Origin of the sequence: Caulobacter sp. ErkDOM-E, assembly GCF_048541895.1 — a bacterium.
In the GTDB taxonomy this organism is placed as follows: Bacteria; Pseudomonadota; Alphaproteobacteria; order Caulobacterales; family Caulobacteraceae; genus Caulobacter.
In genome coordinates this window covers 3,466,158-3,481,624 of the sequence record NZ_CP183331.1, presented here as the reverse complement: position 1 = coordinate 3,481,624, position 15,467 = coordinate 3,466,158, and the positions used below count along the sequence as shown (strand labels likewise).

The window sequence follows — 15,467 nt, the reverse complement described above, 5'->3', positions numbered from 1 at the left end:
GGCGCTGTTGAAACCTTGTGGAACCTGCATGAAACGCTCCGGTCTGATCGCGGTCTCCGCCCTTGCTGCGCTGGCCGTTCAAGCCACGTCTGCCAACGGTCAGGTTCCTGAAGACCCCGAGGCCAATCTGGTCGAGGCGCTGGTGGTCAACGCCAAGCTGCCCGGGCCGGCCTGGTGGCGGATCTCCGACGGCGACACCACGATCTACATGCTGGGGACCCTGGCCTCGCTGCCCAAGGGCGCGACCTGGGATACGTCGGTGCTGGACCGTCGGCTGGACGGCGCCTTCGCCCTGATCCTGCCGCCGGTCGGCCGGGCGGGCGTGACCGACATCCCCGCCATGCTGAAGCTGCGCGGCAAGCTGAAATCCGACCAGCCGCTGGACGCCGCCACGCCAGAACTCGCGCCGCGGCTGGCGAAGGTTCGCGCCCAGCTGGGCAAGAAGCCCGAGGCCTATCGCGAATGGAGCCCGCTCGGCGCCGGGATCATGATCGCCATGGACTATCAGAAGACCACCAGGCTGGACTCGGGCGAACCCGAGCGCACGGTCGGCAAGCTGGCGCGCAAGCATCGGGTGAAGGCCAGGCCCGCCGGGACCTACAAGGCCATGCCGGTGATGAAGGCGGCGGTGCGCGATCACTCCGACGAGGCGGGGCAGTTGTGCCTGGAGGGCGTGCTGAGCGAGGCCGAGGCCGGAACCGCTGCGACCCGCTCGGCCGCCGCCGCGTGGGCGCGGGGCGACGTGCGCGAGGCCGTTGCCGGCCCACGCAATTTCCAGCGCTGCATCCGCAGCCTGCCGGGCATGGTCGAGCTGGAACAGCGGGCCATGGACGACGAGGTCGAGGCCCTGACCCAGGCGATGAAGACGCCCGGACACGCCGTGGCCCTGTTCTCGATTCGCGGCCTGGTGGCCCAGAACGGCCTGCTAGACCGCATGCGGGCTAGGGGCTTCACGGTGAAAACGCCGGGGGATTGATCCACGCCGCTCTCCCCGGCGAAAGCCGGGGCCCAGATCGAACCCCGTGAGTTCGTCAATTTGGCAAAGGCAGAAGGCGCGTCATCCCCAGACGCTCAGGCTGAATCTGGGTCCCGGCCTTCGCCGGGAAGAGCGGGTTTTTGTGAGCGTGAACAAAAAACGGCCCGGAAGCTTTCGCCGCCGGGCCGTCGAATTTTCGGATGTCGCTAAAGCCTACAGGCCCGGCAGCTTGATCCGGGTCTGCTTGTCGCGGCTGATCACCACCTTGCCGGGGCCCATCAGGGCCTTGAGGCGGGCTTCCTCGGCGCTGGCGTCGACCACCAACGGGGCGTTGGCGCCGGTTTCGGTCGCGGTGGAGGCCACTTCGGCCGCCTTGTCCTTTTTCCAGAACATCACCTTGGAGGCGAAGCTCTCGTCCTTGTGGGCCAGGTCGCCGGTCTCGTCGTCGACGACGAAGCGGATCAGCGGGTCGGCCTTCTCGACGCCGGCGCGGGCGACCAGCAGCTTTTCACCGTCCGAGCGGCCGGCGGCCATGCTCTGGCCGATCAGGGCCTGACGGGCGGCGCTTTCGGGCTGCAGTTCCTGCGGGCGGGGCTCGCCGGGGGCCGGCGGGCGCAGGGCGTAGTCGGGCGGAACCACCAGCGGAGCCTTGGTGACGACGCGGAATTCGTCGGGGACCACCTTGCTCATGCCGAGCGCCTTGGAGGCTGATTGGCAACCGGCGAGGCCCGTGGCGGCCACGGCGGCCAGAACGCTCAGGGTCGCAACCCGATTGAAACTCATGAACCGATGCTCCAGCGGGCCCGTGCGGGCCAAAATTTCGAGCGCTCTCGATACGACATCGGCGCGCGGGCGCCAATGTCTCTTGCGATTGCGGCCTTATTCGGTCGGATGGGCCAGCTTGTCCTCGCCCGTCAGGAAACTGTCGAGCAGCAGGAAGGCCACGCCGACCGAGATGCCGGCGTCGGCGATGTTGAAGATCCACGGGAAATAGAGGTCGCGCACGTCGATGAAGTCGGCGACCGCGCCATAGACGATGCGATCGATCAGGTTGTTGCCGATGGCGCCGCCGATGATCAGCCCCAGGCCGATGGCCATCAGCGGCCTGACCGCCTTGCGCGCCCAGATCGCCAGGGCCACCACCACGACAGCCGAAAAGCCGGTCAGCAGCCAGCGGCTCCATTCGCCGTGGCCGTTCAGCAGGCCAAAGCTCATGCCCCGGTTCCAGACCATGGTCAGGTCCAGCGGACCGGGCAGGGGCAGCGTGCCCCGGGCCTGCAGGTCCAGACCATGCAGGATCCACAGCTTGGACGCCTGGTCGAGCGCCACGGTGGTGACGGCGATGGCGTAGGCGATCCAGCCGTGGCGGGTGATGTTCAGCATTGTTTTCTTCAGCCCCCAAAAGGCGCGTCAGCAAAGGTATCAACCCTCCCCCTTGATGGGGGAGGGCAGGGTGGGGGTGATGCGGCGGCGGAAACTTGGCGGGGACCGATCCAGTCTAGCCGCCGCGCCACCCCCATCCCCAACCCTTCCCCCATCAAGGGGGAAGGGGGTCACCCCTTCTGGCTATCCCACCACGCCACGGCCTCAGCATCGCGAAGGCTAAGCTCCGGATAGCGCGGATCGGTTCCGACCTCGGGCAGGATACGCCACGAGCGGGCGCATTTGTGACCCTCGGCCTGAGCCGGATCCACAGACACGCCCTTGACCTCGTCGGTCGTGAACGCCCCGCCGTCGCCGGCGATCAGGGTCGCGGCGCTGGTGCGGAACACCTCGGCGGCGTCGAGGCCGTCGAAGGCGGCCAGCAAGTCGGCGTCGGCGACATGCACCACCGGCGCAGCCTCCAGCGCCGAGCCGATGCGCTTTTCGCGGCGCTCGACTTCCAGGGCCCCGGTCACCACCGACATCACCGTCTCGACCTTGGCCCAGCGGGCGGCTTCGGCGTCGTTGCGCCATGCCGCCGGCGTTTCCGGGATCACCCGCAGGCTGTTGGAGCCCGCCTCGGGGAAGCGCGTCATCCACGCCTCTTCCATGGTGAAGCTGGTCAGGGGCGAGAGCCAGATGGTCAGGCGCTCGAACACATAGTCCAGCACGGTGCGATAGGCCCGGCGGCGCAGTTCCGTCGGCTTGTCGCAGTAGAGGCTGTCCTTGCGGATGTCGAAGAACAGGGTCGAGAGATCGCCCTGGCAGAACTCGATCAGCGGCCGGGTCACGTCGCTGAAGCGATAGGTCTCGTAGGCGGCGCGGACCTGGCCATCCAGTTCCCACAGGCGGTGCAGGATGAACTTCTCCAGCGGCGGGAAGTCGTCGTAGTTGGTCACCCGCTCGGCCTCGTCGAAGCCGGCCAGGGCGCCCAGCAGGTAGCGGGTGGTGTTGCGCAGCTTGCGATAGGCGTCGGTGGTGGTGGCCAGGATGGTCTTGCCGATCCGCTGGTCTTCCGAATAGTCGACCATCGCCGTCCACAGCCGCAGGATCTCGGCGCCGCTTTCCTTGGTGACGGTCTGCGGCTCGATGGTGTTGCCCTTGGACTTGGACATCTTCTCGCCGTTCTCATCCTGGGTGAACCCGTGGGTGAGAACCGCCTTGTAGGGCGCGCGGCCGCGGGTGCCGCAGCCTTCAAGCAAGCTGGACTGGAACCAGCCGCGATGCTGATCGGAGCCTTCCAGATAGAGGTCGGCCGGCCAGTGGCTGTCGGCCCGGCCCTCGATCGTGAAGGCGTGGGTGCAGCCGCTATCGAACCAGACGTCGAGGATGTCGCCGACCTTTTCGTACTGGGCGGGGTCATAGGCCTGCCCCAGGAACTCGGCGTCGGGACGCAGGAACCAGGCGTCGGCGCCGCCCTCGCGGATGGCCGCCAGGATGCGGGCGTTGACGGCCTCGTCCATCAGCGGCTGGCCGCTGTCCTTGTCGACGAACATCGCCAGCGGCGTGCCCCAGGCGCGCTGGCGGCTGACCAGCCAGTCGGGGCGGCTCTCGACCATCGAACCGATGCGGTTGCGGCCGCCGTCGGGGTGGAAGGCGGTGTCGGCGATGGCCTGGATGGCGGTCTCGCGCAGGGTCTTGCCGCTCTCCAGCGGTTGATCCATGCGGATGAACCACTGCGGGGTGTTGCGGAAGATGATCGGGGCCTTCGAGCGCCAGCTGTGCGGATAGCTGTGCTCGACGCGGCCGCGCGCCAGCAGGTTTCCGGCCTCGATCAGCTTGTCCATGACCGCGCCGTTGGCGGGGCCGAACTTGCCGGCCTTCTTGCCTTCGGTCTCGATGACCTTCAGGCCCGCGAACAGCGGCACATGCGGGAAATAGGCGCCGTCGGGGTCGACGGTGTCGGGGATGGAATCGAGGCTGTAGCCGCTCTTCAGCCAGACCAGATAGTCGTCGGCGCCGTGGCCGGGGGCGGTATGGACAAAGCCGGTGCCGGCGTCGTCGGTCACGTGGTCGCCGGCCAGCAGCGGCACCTCGAAGGCAAAGCCGTCGTCGAACTGGGCCAGCGGGTGGGCGCAGACGAGACCCGTTGGATCGACGGGCTCGGCGCGACGCCACTGGGCCACCTTGGCGGCCTTGCGCACGTCCTCGGCCAGCTTGTCGGCCACGATCAGGCGATCGCCGACCTTCGACCACGGGGCGAACTCAAGGTTCTCCTCCAGGGCTTCCACCTCATACAGGCCGTACTCGACCTTGGGGTTGAAGCTGATGGCGCGGTTGGCCGGGATGGTCCACGGGGTGGTGGTCCAGATCACGACGCTGGCGTCGTTGGGCGGCAGGCGGAAGACGTTGTCGCCGGCGGCGTTGCCCGACAGCGCATAGTGCTCCTCGTCATAGACCTTGACCGGGAACTTCACCCACACCGTCGGCGAAACATGGTCGTGGTACTCGATCTCGGCGTCGGCCAGGGCCGTGCGCTCGACCGGGCTCCACATCACCGGCTTGGAGCCGCGATAGAGCTGGCCTGAGGCGGCGAACTTGTGGAACTCGGCGACGATCGTGGCCTCGGACGTGAAGTCCATGGTCGCGTAGCGGTTCCACCAGTCGCCCAGGATGCCCAGGCGCTGGAACTCCACCTTCTGGGCCTCGATCCAGCCGCCGGCATATTCGCGGCAGCGCTTGCGGAATTCCTCGGCCGGGACCTCGTCCTTGCGGCGGCCCTTGGCGCGGAACTCTTCCTCGATCTTCCACTCGATCGGCAGGCCGTGGCAGTCCCAGCCGGGCACATAGTCGACATCATAGCCCAGCGCGAAGCGCGAACGGACCACGAAGTCCTTCAGCGTCTTGTTCAGGGCGTGGCCGATGTGGATCGGGCCATTGGCATAGGGCGGGCCGTCGTGGAACACGAACAGCGGGGCGCCGTCGGCCTGACGCTTGGCGCGGACGGCGCCGTACAGGCCCTTGTCGGAGAGGGCCGCCCAGCCCTCGAGGATCTCGGGCTCCTTCTTGGGCAGGCCCCCGCGCATCGGGAACGGGGTGTCGGGAAGGAAGACGGTTTCGCGATAGTCGCGGGCGGGCGTGGCGTCGTCGGCCATGGGAGAGCTATCCAGCTGGGAAGTTCGGAAAAGGGGTGCGGGTCTTGATCCCGGCGCGCGCTCGAACCTGCGTCCAGCGTTACGCCGGGCGGATAATTCGCGAAGGTTTCCGAACGAAAGTCATGGGCTGGGGGATAGCAGAGGGTTGCGGAAGGGGCAAACCCGCAAGCTCTAAACTCTTGTCATCCCGGATCTGGAACGCGGGTCGCGACCTGACCTTTGTATCCCCGCTCTCCCCGGCGAAAGCCGGGGCCCAGATACAGCCTATGAGTCTGGGGTGATGCGCCTTCCGCCGGTGCAACGATCTGCCACCTACCCGGGTTCGATCTGGGCCCCGGCTTTCGCCGGGGAGAGCGGATGAAAAAGCCGCCCCTACCCCCGCTTCCTCACCTTCGGCGTGATCGACACCGTCATCAGCCGGCCCTCGCGGATCAGGGTGAACAGCGTCGGCTTGTTGATGGCGTGGTGGTCCAGGGCCCGCAGCAGGTCGTCCAGGCCGGTCAGGATCTGGTCGCCGGCCTGGATCAGCAGGTCGCCTTCCTTGACCCCGGCCTTGGCCGCGGGGCCACCGGCGTCGACATGGGCGACGAACACCGCATAGGGCTGGGTGACGCCCGTGGCGCGGGCCAGGCCGGCGGGGATGGGGGCCTGCTGGGCGATCAGCCCGATCGAGCCGCGCCGCACGAAGCCGTGGTCCAGCAGTTCCTGGATCACATAGGTGGCGGTGTTGACCGCCACCGCGAAGCACAGGCCCTGATAGCCGGCGATCACGGCGGTGGCGATGCCCACTACCTCGCCGGCGGAATTGACCAGCGGCCCGCCGCTGTTGCCCGGATTGAGGGCGGCGTCGGTCTGGATCAGGTCCTCGATCAGTCGGCCGCGCTCGCCGCGCAGGCTGCGACCCAGGGCCGAGACCACGCCGGTGGTCACCGTGGCCTCAAAGCCCAGCGGCGCGCCGATGGCGATCACCAGTTGGCCGCGTCGCAGCTTCTTGGAATCGCCCAGCCTGGCGATCGGAATGTCGATGTTCTGGTCGACCTTGAGGATGGCCAGATCGGTGTCGGGATCATCGCCCACGCAGCGCGCTGTCAGGCTGCGGCCCTCGGCGGTGATGACCACGTAGCGGGTGGCCCCCTGCACCACGTGGCTGTTGGTCAGGATCAGCCCGCCCGGCGCGAAGGCGAAGCCCGAGCCGATGCCCTGCATGCGCGGGTCTTCCAGCATCGGATGCACGCGGACCACAGCAGGCCCCACGACCTCGACCGCCCGGACCACGGCGTTGGAATAGGCGTCCAGCAGGTCGCCATTGGGCAGGGCGCAATAGCCGCCCTCGACCTCGATGGCCTTGCCGGTGTCGAACACGAACTGGGCGTCGTTCGGATAGGACAGAATCTCGTGACGGCGCTTGGGTGCCGGGCGGCGCGCCCTGGCGAAATGCTCGTACTTGCGCGCTTTCAACATCCCGCCCCCGTGGTGGTTAATGGAGGTTAACAGCGAAGCTCCGGCCAGGGATAGGGGGATCGCCGGTTGGGCGAACCGGCGCCACCGGACGCCCCCTCCGTCACGATGCGTATTCGCATCGCGCCACCTCCCCCGTTTCACGGGGCAGGAGGGGTAGGCTGTTCTTCTCCTGCCCCGTAGCGAAGCGTGCGGGGGAGGTGGCGCGGCGCGAAGCGACGTGACGGAGGGGGCGTTCGGTGTCGACCGCTAAAACCCCGGCGCCACGATCGCTCGGGCCTGGGCTTCATCGCGGCGGATCTGCTCGACCATCAGCTCGATGCTGTCGAACTTCTGTTCGGGCCGCAAAAACGCGATCAGCTGGGTTTCGATGACCTGGCCGTAAAGGTCCTCATCGAAGTCGAACAGCCAGGTTTCCAGACGCGTCTCGACCGTGCCGGTGGTGGGATTGTTGCCCAGATTGGCGACGCCGGGCACGGCGCGGCCGTCGGGGAGGCGGGTGCGGGTGGCGTAGACGCCGAGTCTTGGCACCACATAGTCGATGATCTCGACATTGGCGGTGGGGAAGCCCAGCTGGCGGCCCAGTTGCTGGCCGCGCCGGACCACGCCTTCGATGGCGAAGGGGCGGCCCAGAATCCGCGCCGCAGTCTCCGGATGGCCGTCGCGCAGGGCGTCGCGCACGCTGGTCGACGAGAACTTGTCGCCGGCCTTGCCCGCGACAGGCTCGGCGATCGAGACGCCAAAGCCGTGCTGGACGCCATAGGCCTTCATCCCCTCGGGGCTGCCGGTGCGGCCCTTGCCGAACGAGATGTCGAAGCCGGCGGCCACGTGCTTCACACCCAGGCCCTCGACCAGAACCTGCTCGACGAACTCCTTGTCCGAGAAGCTGGCCATCTGGAAGTCGAACGGCAGCAGATACAGGATGTCCACGCCCATGCCGGCCAGCACGCGGGCCTGCTGCTCGATGGTCATCAGGCGGAAGGCCGGCTCGGAGGGACGAAACAGCCGTCGCGGGTGCGGGTCGAAGGTGACCACGCCCAGCGGCGCCTTCAGGGCCAGGGCCGCCCTGGCGGCCTCGGCGATCACCTGCTGGTGGCCGCGATGCACGCCGTCGAAATTGCCCAGCGCCACGGCCGCGCCGCGCTCTTCGGACGAAAGGTCCTTCCAGCCGTGAACGATTTTCAGCGTCATCAGACGGCCTTGCGCGGAACCATGATCAGGGCCTCGCCCTCGACCACCGGCTTGCCGTTGACCAGACAGACCGTGGCCAGGGTGACGCGGGCCTTGGCCTCGTCGATCTCGGTGATGGTGGCGCGGGCGGTGACTTCGTCGCCGATCTTGACCGGGCGCTTGAAGCGCAGCGACTGCGACAGATAGATCGCGCCGGGGCCGGGCAGGGTGGTGCCGATCACGGCCGAGATGTAGCCGGCCGACAGCATGCCGTGGGCGATCCGTTCGCCAAAGCTGGTGGTCGCCGCGAACTCGGCGTCGAGATGGACGGGGTTGTTGTCGCCCGTCACGGCGGCGAAGGCGATGATGTCGGCCTCGCCGACGGTGCGAACCAGATCGGCGCTCTGGCCGACGCTGAGCTCTTCAAGAAACAAACCCTGCATGACGCGTTCCCCTGCGGTTCTTATTGTGCGTTGCAGCGCAATCTAACCGCTGATCCTCAATTCACCAGACCAGATCGCCCACGGCGTGCGTGGCCCCGACCTTGTCGGCGGCCAGCAGGGCCAGCACGGCCTCGGGGTTCAGCAGGCCATCCGGGCCGATGGCCTTCTCGCCATGGATGCCCTTGGCGATGAACAGGCAGGCCAGTTTCTGGTTCTCGGCGCCCAGCACATCGGTGATCACGCCGTCGCCGATGCAGAGCACGCGGTCGCGGTCGACGGGCTTGCCGGTCAGTTTCTCGGCTTCCGCTATGGCCAGGTCATAGATCGGCGCGAAGGGCTTGCCGGCCATGATCACCTCGCCGCCCAGGCTTTCGTAAAGGTCGGCCAGGGCGCCGGCGCAGAAGATCAGCTTGTCGCCGCGCTGCACCACCCGGTCGGGATTGGCGCAGATGAAGGTCAGGCCGCGCTTGGCGGCGATCGCCAGGCGATCACGATAGTCCTCAGGGACCTCGGTCTCGTCGTCGAACAGACCGGTGCAGCCGATGAAGTCGGCGTCCTCGCAGGAGGCGCTGAGGTCAAGATCAAGGCCGGCATAGAGGGGCGCGTCGCGATCCGGGCCGATCCGCCAGACCTTGCCCGGCGCGCGGGCCTCCAGCAGGGCGCGGGTGGCGTCGCCGGAGGTGACAAAGCCGCTCCAGGCCGCGCGCGGCACGCCCAGGCTGTCCAGTTGCGAGACCACATCATGCGACGGGCGCGGCGCGTTGGAGATCAGCACCACGGGCCCAACCTGGGCGCCCCATTGCACCAGGGCCTCGCAGGCCTCCGGAAAGCTCTGGACGCCGTTGTGGATCACGCCCCAGACGTCGCAAAGCACGATGTCGTAGCGGTCGCGGAGAGCCGAGAGGCGGTCTGGAAAATCCATCATGGGGGCGGCGGTACCGGTCGGGAGCAGGGGCGTCAACGCTGGAAGGCTCAGGTGTCGTCACCGCGCGCGCTTTGCAAGAGGTCGCACTTTCGCCGATCGGTGTTCTGTGACTATGCTCCCGCCGAAGCTGATGAGGGCCTGATGGCGATTCTGATCCTGGGACTGGTGCTGTTTTTCGGCATTCACAGCATGCGCATCGTCGCTGGCCCATTCCGCGACGCCCAGGTTGCGGCCAACCCCGGTCGATGGAAGGGGCTCTATGCTCTGGTCGCGGCGGTAGGGCTTGGTCTGATCATCTGGGGCTGGATGCAATACCGGCTGATGGCCCCGCAGCTTTATGACCCACCGGCCTGGGGTCGGCATGCCGCCATGGGTCTGATGCTGCCCGCCTTCATCCTGCTGGCCGGCTCCAACGGTCCGGTCGGACGCATCAAGGCGATGGTGCGCCATCCGATGCTGATCGGCGTCATCCTGTGGTCGGCGGGGCACCTGGCGGCCAATGGCGACCTGGCCTCGGTGCTGCTGTTCGGCAGCTTCCTGGCCTATGGTGTGATCGACCTGATCTCGGTGCTGCTCCGCAACGCGCCGCCGCCTGTCGCGACCAAGCCGCTGGCTGACCTGATCATGGTGGTGGCGGGGACGGCGCTCTATGTCCTGTTCGTGCTGTTCCTCCACCGGATCTTCTTCGGAGTGTCGCCGCTGGGCTGAGGCTCACGTCGCATCGTGGAAGATCACGCCCAGGGTGCGCCTGCGGCCTGAGCGGATCTCGCTGACACCATGGCGCAATATCCGCCGATGGACGCCGCGCGCGCCTTCGGCCGGCCGCTCGCGGACCGCGAAGATCACGCCTTCGCCCTGGCGCAGGGGCACGACCTGCGGGGCGGATTGTTGGCGGGGTCTCTGTTCGACCAGCACAAACTCGCCGCCCTCGAAGTCGCGGCCGGGCTCGTCCAGCAGGAAGGCGGCCTGCAGCGGGAAGACCTGCTCGCCATACAGGTCCTGGTGCAGGCAGTTATAGTCGCCCGGGCCGTAGGTCAGCATCAGCGGGGTGGGCCGCACCTGGCCCGCTTCGCGGCAGCGGGTCAGCATCTCGTCCAGGGTTTCGGGAAAGCGCCGTTCCTCGCCCAGCCGCTGCGCCCAGCGATTGGCGATCCAGGCCAGGGGCGGATAGAGGCTCATCCGCAGGGTCTGGATCGGCGGGGGCAGGGGATAGGCGAAATACTGGTACTCGCCCTTGCCAAAGCCGTGCCGAGCCATGACCACCTTGCTGCGGAACAGCTCAGGCCGCGCATAGAGCGCCGTCAGGTCGGCGCAGGCCTGCGGGGTGAACATCGGGCCGGTCAGGGCCCAGCCGCGGGCGTCCAGTTCGGCGGCGATCCGCTTCCAGTCGGGACTCACGCCGCCTCGCGCGCCAGCAGGGCGGCCTTGCGCTCGACGCCCCAGCGATAGCCCGACAGGCCGCCGTCGGCGCGCACCACCCGATGGCACGGGGTGATCACCGCCAGCGGATTGGCTCCGCAGGCATTGGCGACCACGCGGGAGGCGGTCGGCCGGCCGATGGCGCGAGCCAGCTGCGCATAGGACACCGTCTCGCCTGCCGGGATCTTGCGCAGCATCGCCCAGACCTCGCGCTGCAGGTCGGTGCCCTGGTCGTCGAGCGACAGATCCAGGCCGCTCTGCGGGCGGTCGATGACCGCCGCCACGGCGGCCAGCTCGGTCTTCAGACCGTCCGGGTCGGGGAGCAGCCGTGCGGCCGGGAAGCGACGCTCGAGGTCGGCGGTCAGGCCGGCGGCGGCATCACCCAGGGTCACCAGCCGCAGGCCCTTGTCCGACCGGGCGACCAGCGCCAGGCCCAGGCTGGATGGGACGATGGCGTAGCGCAGGACCTCGCGCTCGAGATCGGGCTTGCAGCGCAGACAGGCGCGGAAGCCTGCGTCGCGGGCGCTCTGCCGTGTGGCGTGAAACGCGACGTTCTTGCGCAGGGGCCGTCCGCCGCAGCTGGCGACGCAATAGACGCCGGTGGTGCGCACGGCGATGTAGAAGGCGCCCAGGGCGGCGCGGTCCTTGCGGCGCATGGCGTCCCAGCGCGCATCATCGTCGGGATAGGTCGAAGCGGTCATCGGAACATCTCCTCTGTTGAGGGGAAGATGCGCCCGACGGATCAGCCGGTCATTCCGAAGCTTGCGGCCTGATACCCGAAACTGTCACCAGCCTGAGGCGCGCCGGCGCAGGGCGCCGCGCATGAAGTCGACCGGCGGCTCGGCCTCGGCCAGAACGGCGTCGCGGATGGCGCGCGGTTCGCCGAACAGGTGGCCCTGGCCATAGCCGATGTTGAGATCCAGGATATCGACGATCTGCTTCTCGGCCTCGACCTTCTCGACGATCACCTCGATGCCATAGCGGCGCGTGAGGGCGGCGAAGTCGCTGGCGTTCAGGTCGGGCAAGGAGGCGATGACCAGCTTGCCATCCTGCTCCTGCAGCTGGTCCAGCATCATCTGGGCGCCGACCTTGAGGAACTTGACGTCGGCGCGGGCCAGGTCCTGGAAGTCGAGATCCAGGTCATTGACCTTGTCGAGGCTGAAGCTGAAGCCCAGGCTGGCCAGACGCGACATGTGGCGGGCTTCGACCGCGCCGCGACGCTCGAAGGCGGCCTGACCCAGTTCGAAGATCACCGCGCCGGCCAGGTCCTTGTTGGCCTGCATGAATTCCAGGAACTGCGGGAAGAAGCTCTCATCGGCCAGGCTGGCCAGCGAGATGTTGCAGAAGATCCCGACCTTGCGGTCCTGCTTGGCCAGCCGGCGCACGATCTGCACGCAGCGGAACAGCAGCAGGTTGTCGATGGCGGTCATCAGGCCTTCCGGCTCGGCGACGGCCAGATATTCGGCGGGCATCATCACCCGGCCGGTCTCGTCGCGCAGGCGCGAGAAGCTTTCGTAGAACACGGTCCGGCGCTGGGGCAGGCTGACGATGGGCTGCAGGTACAGATCGACCCGGTTCTCGGCCAGGGCCTCCTGCACGACCTGCAGCATCACATTGGACTGCGGCGTGCGGCCGCGAACCTCGACGCGGGCGGCGGCGACCTGGTGGGTCAGCTGGTGCTCCAGGCGGTCGTTCATGTTGGCGATCAGGTCTTCCAGCTGGTGGACCTCGGTCGACAGCTCCTCGGAACGGCGCTGGGCGTCGATCGCGACGCTCTCGACCAGTTCGGTCATGCGGGCGTCGATCTTCTCGATCTGGTCCAGCAGGATGGCGTGAGCCTCGCGCACGGTGTCGATGTCCATGCGGGTGCGCGCGGACTCGAAGGTGTTGGCGATCATGCCGTGGAAGGCAAAGCACAGCCCCAGCGTGCCGATGAAGGCTGACAGACCGACAGCCGGAGCCGCCCCCGTGCGCCACAGCACCAGGGAGATGATCAGAGCCAGACAAAGATAGGCGCCCGTAAGCAGCGCCAGCATCAGCCTTCGCATCAGTCCGTCCACGCGAATCGTTACAGGCAATCAGACCGGTCCAGGCCTCAAGAGTCGAACAGATTAACGCCCCTGCGCCATTCCGCCTCGCTCCTCAGGAGGCCGGGCATCATAACTCAACCTTGCGAGAACGCCGCATCGACAGCGCGGTCCTGAACTGATAATCACTCGCAAGTTTTCACAGGAGTCTCGATGTCCGACGGTCTTGCCCTGGTTTCCGGCCTTGACGCCGATCTTGCCGAGCCGCCCTGTGCGCGTTCGCTGGGCGAAGCCTCGCGCGGCGACAAGGGGGTGATCGTCAGCGTCACCGGCCAGACCGGCGCGGCCGAGGCCGTCGATGCCGAGGAACTGGAGCGGCGGCTTCTGGAGATGGGCTTTGTCGAGGGCGCGCGCGTTGAGGTCCTGCACGAGGGCCTGTTCGGCCGCGACCCCATCGCCGTGCGGGTGGACGACACTCGCGTGGCTCTGCGCCGGCGCGAGGCCCGTGCAGTGACCGTGCAGTTTGACGGGACCCAGTCTTGACCTCTGACACCTCTATCCTGCACCCGGCGCGGATCGCCCTGGTCGGCAATCCCAATTCCGGCAAGACCGCCCTGTTCAACGCCCTGACCGGCAGCCGCCAGAAGGTCGCCAACTATGCCGGCGTGACGGTTGAGCGGAAGGAAGGGGTTGTGACCACCGCCGCTGGCCAGACCCTGCGCCTTCTCGACCTGCCCGGCACCTATTCCCTGCGCGCGCGCAGTCCCGACGAAGTCGTGACCCGCGACGCCATCCTTGGCCGCCTGGCCGGCGAGGCCGCGCCCGACGTGCTGATCTGCGTCGCCGACGCCACCAATCTGCGGCTGGTCCTGCGGCTGGCGCTGGAACTGAAACAGGTCGGCCGGCCGTTCGTGCTGGCGCTGAACATGTACGACATCGCCCAGCGCCAGGGCCTGCGCATTGACCTGGAAAGGCTGGGCGCCGAGATCGGCGCGCCGATCGTCACCACCGTGGCGACCCGCAAGCGGGGTCTTGATGACCTGCTCGCCCAGGCAGAGGCCCTGATCCTCAGCCGGGCCGGCGAGCACGCCAGCACCTGGCGCGAACCCGACGCGGCCGAAATTCGCGCCGCTCACGCCGAGGCGCAGCGCATCTTCAAGGCCTGCGTGAAGCCGCCGGAGCGGCCCGACACCATCACCAGCAAGATCGACGACGTGCTGCTCAATCCAGCGGCCGGCCTGTTGATCCTGGGCCTGCTGCTGTTTGTGATGTTCCAGGCGGTGTTCACCTGGGCCGAGCCCCTGATGGGCCTGATCGAGGCGGGCTTTGCCGGCCTGAGCGCTCTGGTCGCCGCCGTTCTGCCTGACGGCCTGCTGCAGAGCCTGATCACGGACGGCCTGATCGCCGGGGTCGGCAGCGTGCTGGTCTTCCTGCCGCAGATCGTGATCCTGTTCTTCTTCATCCTGCTGCTGGAAGACAGCGGCTACATGGCCCGCGCGGCCTTCCTGATGGACAAGATCATGGGCGGGGCGGGCCTGCATGGCCGGGCCTTCATTCCCTTGCTGTCCAGCTTCGCCTGCGCCATCCCCGGGATCATGTCGACGCGGGTGATCGACAACAAGCACGACCGGCTGACCACCATTCTGGTCGCGCCACTGATGACCTGCTCGGCCCGCATCCCGGTCTATACCCTGATCATCGCCGCCTTTATTCCGCAGACCACGGTGTGGGGCTTTCTGTCCCTGCAGGGTCTGGTGATGTTCGGGCTCTATGCTGGCGGGATCGTCAGCGCCCTGCTGGTTTCGTTCGTGATCCGCCGGGTGTTCTGGCGGGGCACGGTCGAGCCGTTCATGATGGAGCTGCCGACCTATCGCTGGCCCGAGCCGCGCAACGTGCTGATGAACCTGTGGACCCGCGCGCGGATCTTCATTAGCCGCGCCGGCCGCATCATCCTGCCGCTGATGGTGCTGGTCTGGGTGCTGTCGACCTTCCCCTATCCGCCGGAGGGCGCGACAGGTCCGGCCATTGACTACAGCTTCGCCGGCCGCATCGGCCACTTCATCGCCCCGGTCATGGCCCCCATCGGCTTCAACTGGCAGATGACGGTGGCCCTGATCCCCGGCTTCGCGGCCCGCGAAGTGGCGGTGGCGGCGCTGGGCACCGTCTATGCCGTCGGCGGCGACGACGAGGCCGGCACCGCCCTGGGCGGCCTGCTGGCCAAGCAGTGGTCGCTAGCCACGGCCCTGTCGTTCCTGGCCTGGTACATCTTCGCCCCGCAGTGCGCGGCGACCCTGGGCGTGGTCAAGCGCGAGACCAATGGCTGGACCTGGCCGACCGTGATGTTCCTGTACATGACCGGCCTGGCCTATCTGGCCTCGTTCGCGACCTATCATATCGCCGTGGCCATGGGGGCGGGGTAGGGCGGATTGGTTGGCTAGCACGTCTTGTGCTAGGCTTTAGTCATGACGATCCGGGTAGACATCGCCAAGCGGGACGCTTTGGCCGAGTTGGTCGCTCATGTGCGAGCTGGCG

General features: G+C 67.6%; 14 protein-coding genes. 4 read left to right on the top strand and 10 right to left on the bottom strand.

What is annotated here, in order from left to right; translation table 11 throughout:
* Positions 1 to 28: 28 nt before the first annotated feature.
* A complete protein-coding gene (locus ACN2C7_RS17035; protein WP_419318536.1) occupies positions 29 to 976 on the top strand; it encodes a TraB/GumN family protein in 948 nt (315 codons plus the stop codon).
* Positions 977 to 1,189: 213 nt separating this feature from the next.
* Here ACN2C7_RS17035 and ACN2C7_RS17030 read toward each other — a convergent pair whose 3' ends face one another.
* The 7 genes from ACN2C7_RS17030 to ACN2C7_RS17000 form a co-directional block, all read right to left on the bottom strand.
* Positions 1,190 to 1,759, bottom strand: coding sequence for a DUF3035 domain-containing protein (locus ACN2C7_RS17030; RefSeq protein WP_419318534.1), 570 nt, complete (start codon positions 1,757 to 1,759; stop codon positions 1,190 to 1,192).
* 96 nt (positions 1,760 to 1,855) lie between these two features.
* A complete protein-coding gene (lspA, locus tag ACN2C7_RS17025; protein WP_419318532.1) occupies positions 1,856 to 2,359 on the bottom strand; it encodes a signal peptidase II in 504 nt (167 codons plus the stop codon).
* 170 nt (positions 2,360 to 2,529) lie between these two features.
* Complete coding sequence (ileS, locus tag ACN2C7_RS17020) at positions 2,530 to 5,493, bottom strand: isoleucine--tRNA ligase (protein ID WP_419318530.1); 2,964 nt, start codon at positions 5,491 to 5,493, stop codon at positions 2,530 to 2,532.
* Positions 5,494 to 5,865: 372 nt separating this feature from the next.
* Complete coding sequence (locus ACN2C7_RS17015) at positions 5,866 to 6,954, bottom strand: S1C family serine protease (protein WP_419318528.1); 1,089 nt, start codon at positions 6,952 to 6,954, stop codon at positions 5,866 to 5,868.
* A gap of 246 nt (positions 6,955 to 7,200) precedes the next feature.
* Positions 7,201 to 8,142 (bottom strand): bifunctional riboflavin kinase/FAD synthetase, encoded by a 942-nt coding sequence (locus ACN2C7_RS17010; RefSeq protein ID WP_419318526.1) that lies wholly within the window; start codon positions 8,140 to 8,142, stop codon positions 7,201 to 7,203.
* Positions 8,142 to 8,564: a MaoC family dehydratase gene (locus ACN2C7_RS17005; protein WP_419318524.1), complete on the bottom strand. Its 423-nt coding sequence runs from the start codon at positions 8,562 to 8,564 to the stop codon at positions 8,142 to 8,144. Before ACN2C7_RS17005 ends, ACN2C7_RS17010 begins: the two co-directional genes overlap by 1 nt.
* A gap of 61 nt (positions 8,565 to 8,625) precedes the next feature.
* A complete protein-coding gene (locus tag ACN2C7_RS17000; RefSeq protein ID WP_419321492.1) occupies positions 8,626 to 9,489 on the bottom strand; it encodes a TIGR01459 family HAD-type hydrolase in 864 nt (287 codons plus the stop codon).
* Positions 9,490 to 9,630: 141 nt separating this feature from the next.
* Here ACN2C7_RS17000 and ACN2C7_RS16995 point away from each other — a divergent pair, with 141 nt between their 5' ends.
* The gene (locus ACN2C7_RS16995; protein WP_419318522.1) at positions 9,631 to 10,197 is read left to right on the top strand and encodes an NnrU family protein; all 567 of its coding nucleotides are present in this window, start codon (positions 9,631 to 9,633) and stop codon (positions 10,195 to 10,197) included.
* A gap of 3 nt (positions 10,198 to 10,200) precedes the next feature.
* On the opposite strand, the gene ACN2C7_RS16990 is transcribed toward ACN2C7_RS16995, so the two are convergent.
* From ACN2C7_RS16990 to ACN2C7_RS16980, 3 genes are all read right to left on the bottom strand, one after another.
* Complete coding sequence (locus ACN2C7_RS16990) at positions 10,201 to 10,887, bottom strand: 2OG-Fe(II) oxygenase (RefSeq protein ID WP_419318520.1); 687 nt, start codon at positions 10,885 to 10,887, stop codon at positions 10,201 to 10,203.
* The gene (locus ACN2C7_RS16985; RefSeq protein ID WP_419318518.1) at positions 10,884 to 11,609 is read right to left on the bottom strand and encodes a methylated-DNA--[protein]-cysteine S-methyltransferase; all 726 of its coding nucleotides are present in this window, start codon (positions 11,607 to 11,609) and stop codon (positions 10,884 to 10,886) included. The genes ACN2C7_RS16990 and ACN2C7_RS16985 overlap by 4 nt, the downstream gene beginning before the upstream one ends.
* Before the next feature lie 84 nt (positions 11,610 to 11,693).
* Complete coding sequence (locus tag ACN2C7_RS16980) at positions 11,694 to 12,956, bottom strand: EAL domain-containing protein (RefSeq protein WP_419318516.1); 1,263 nt, start codon at positions 12,954 to 12,956, stop codon at positions 11,694 to 11,696.
* Between the two features lie 192 nt (positions 12,957 to 13,148).
* On the opposite strand from ACN2C7_RS16980, the gene ACN2C7_RS16975 reads away from it, so the two are divergent.
* Complete coding sequence (locus tag ACN2C7_RS16975; RefSeq protein ID WP_419318514.1) at positions 13,149 to 13,478, top strand: FeoA family protein; 330 nt, start codon at positions 13,149 to 13,151, stop codon at positions 13,476 to 13,478.
* A complete protein-coding gene (feoB, locus tag ACN2C7_RS16970; protein ID WP_419318512.1) occupies positions 13,475 to 15,355 on the top strand; it encodes a ferrous iron transport protein B in 1,881 nt (626 codons plus the stop codon). The genes ACN2C7_RS16975 and feoB overlap by 4 nt, the downstream gene beginning before the upstream one ends.
* Positions 15,356 to 15,467 lie beyond the last annotated feature (112 nt).

Bases quoted from the DNA above. Each gene is read 5' to 3' on its own strand.
- ACN2C7_RS17035 (WP_419318536.1), top strand. From the start codon at position 29: ATGAAACGCTCCGGTCTGATCGCGGTCTCCGCCCTTGCTGCGCTGGCC.
- ACN2C7_RS17030 (WP_419318534.1), bottom strand. From the start codon at position 1,759: ATGAGTTTCAATCGGGTTGCGACCCTGAGCGTTCTGGCCGCCGTGGCC.
- lspA (WP_419318532.1), bottom strand. From the start codon at position 2,359: ATGCTGAACATCACCCGCCACGGCTGGATCGCCTACGCCATCGCCGTC.
- ileS (WP_419318530.1), bottom strand. From the start codon at position 5,493: ATGGCCGACGACGCCACGCCCGCCCGCGACTATCGCGAAACCGTCTTC.
- ACN2C7_RS17015 (WP_419318528.1), bottom strand. From the start codon at position 6,954: ATGTTGAAAGCGCGCAAGTACGAGCATTTCGCCAGGGCGCGCCGCCCG.
- ACN2C7_RS17010 (WP_419318526.1), bottom strand. From the start codon at position 8,142: ATGACGCTGAAAATCGTTCACGGCTGGAAGGACCTTTCGTCCGAAGAG.
- ACN2C7_RS17005 (WP_419318524.1), bottom strand. From the start codon at position 8,564: ATGCAGGGTTTGTTTCTTGAAGAGCTCAGCGTCGGCCAGAGCGCCGAT.
- ACN2C7_RS17000 (WP_419321492.1), bottom strand. From the start codon at position 9,489: ATGATGGATTTTCCAGACCGCCTCTCGGCTCTCCGCGACCGCTACGAC.
- ACN2C7_RS16995 (WP_419318522.1), top strand. From the start codon at position 9,631: ATGGCGATTCTGATCCTGGGACTGGTGCTGTTTTTCGGCATTCACAGC.
- ACN2C7_RS16985 (WP_419318518.1), bottom strand. From the start codon at position 11,609: ATGACCGCTTCGACCTATCCCGACGATGATGCGCGCTGGGACGCCATG.
- ACN2C7_RS16980 (WP_419318516.1), bottom strand. From the start codon at position 12,956: ATGCGAAGGCTGATGCTGGCGCTGCTTACGGGCGCCTATCTTTGTCTG.
- ACN2C7_RS16975 (WP_419318514.1), top strand. From the start codon at position 13,149: ATGTCCGACGGTCTTGCCCTGGTTTCCGGCCTTGACGCCGATCTTGCC.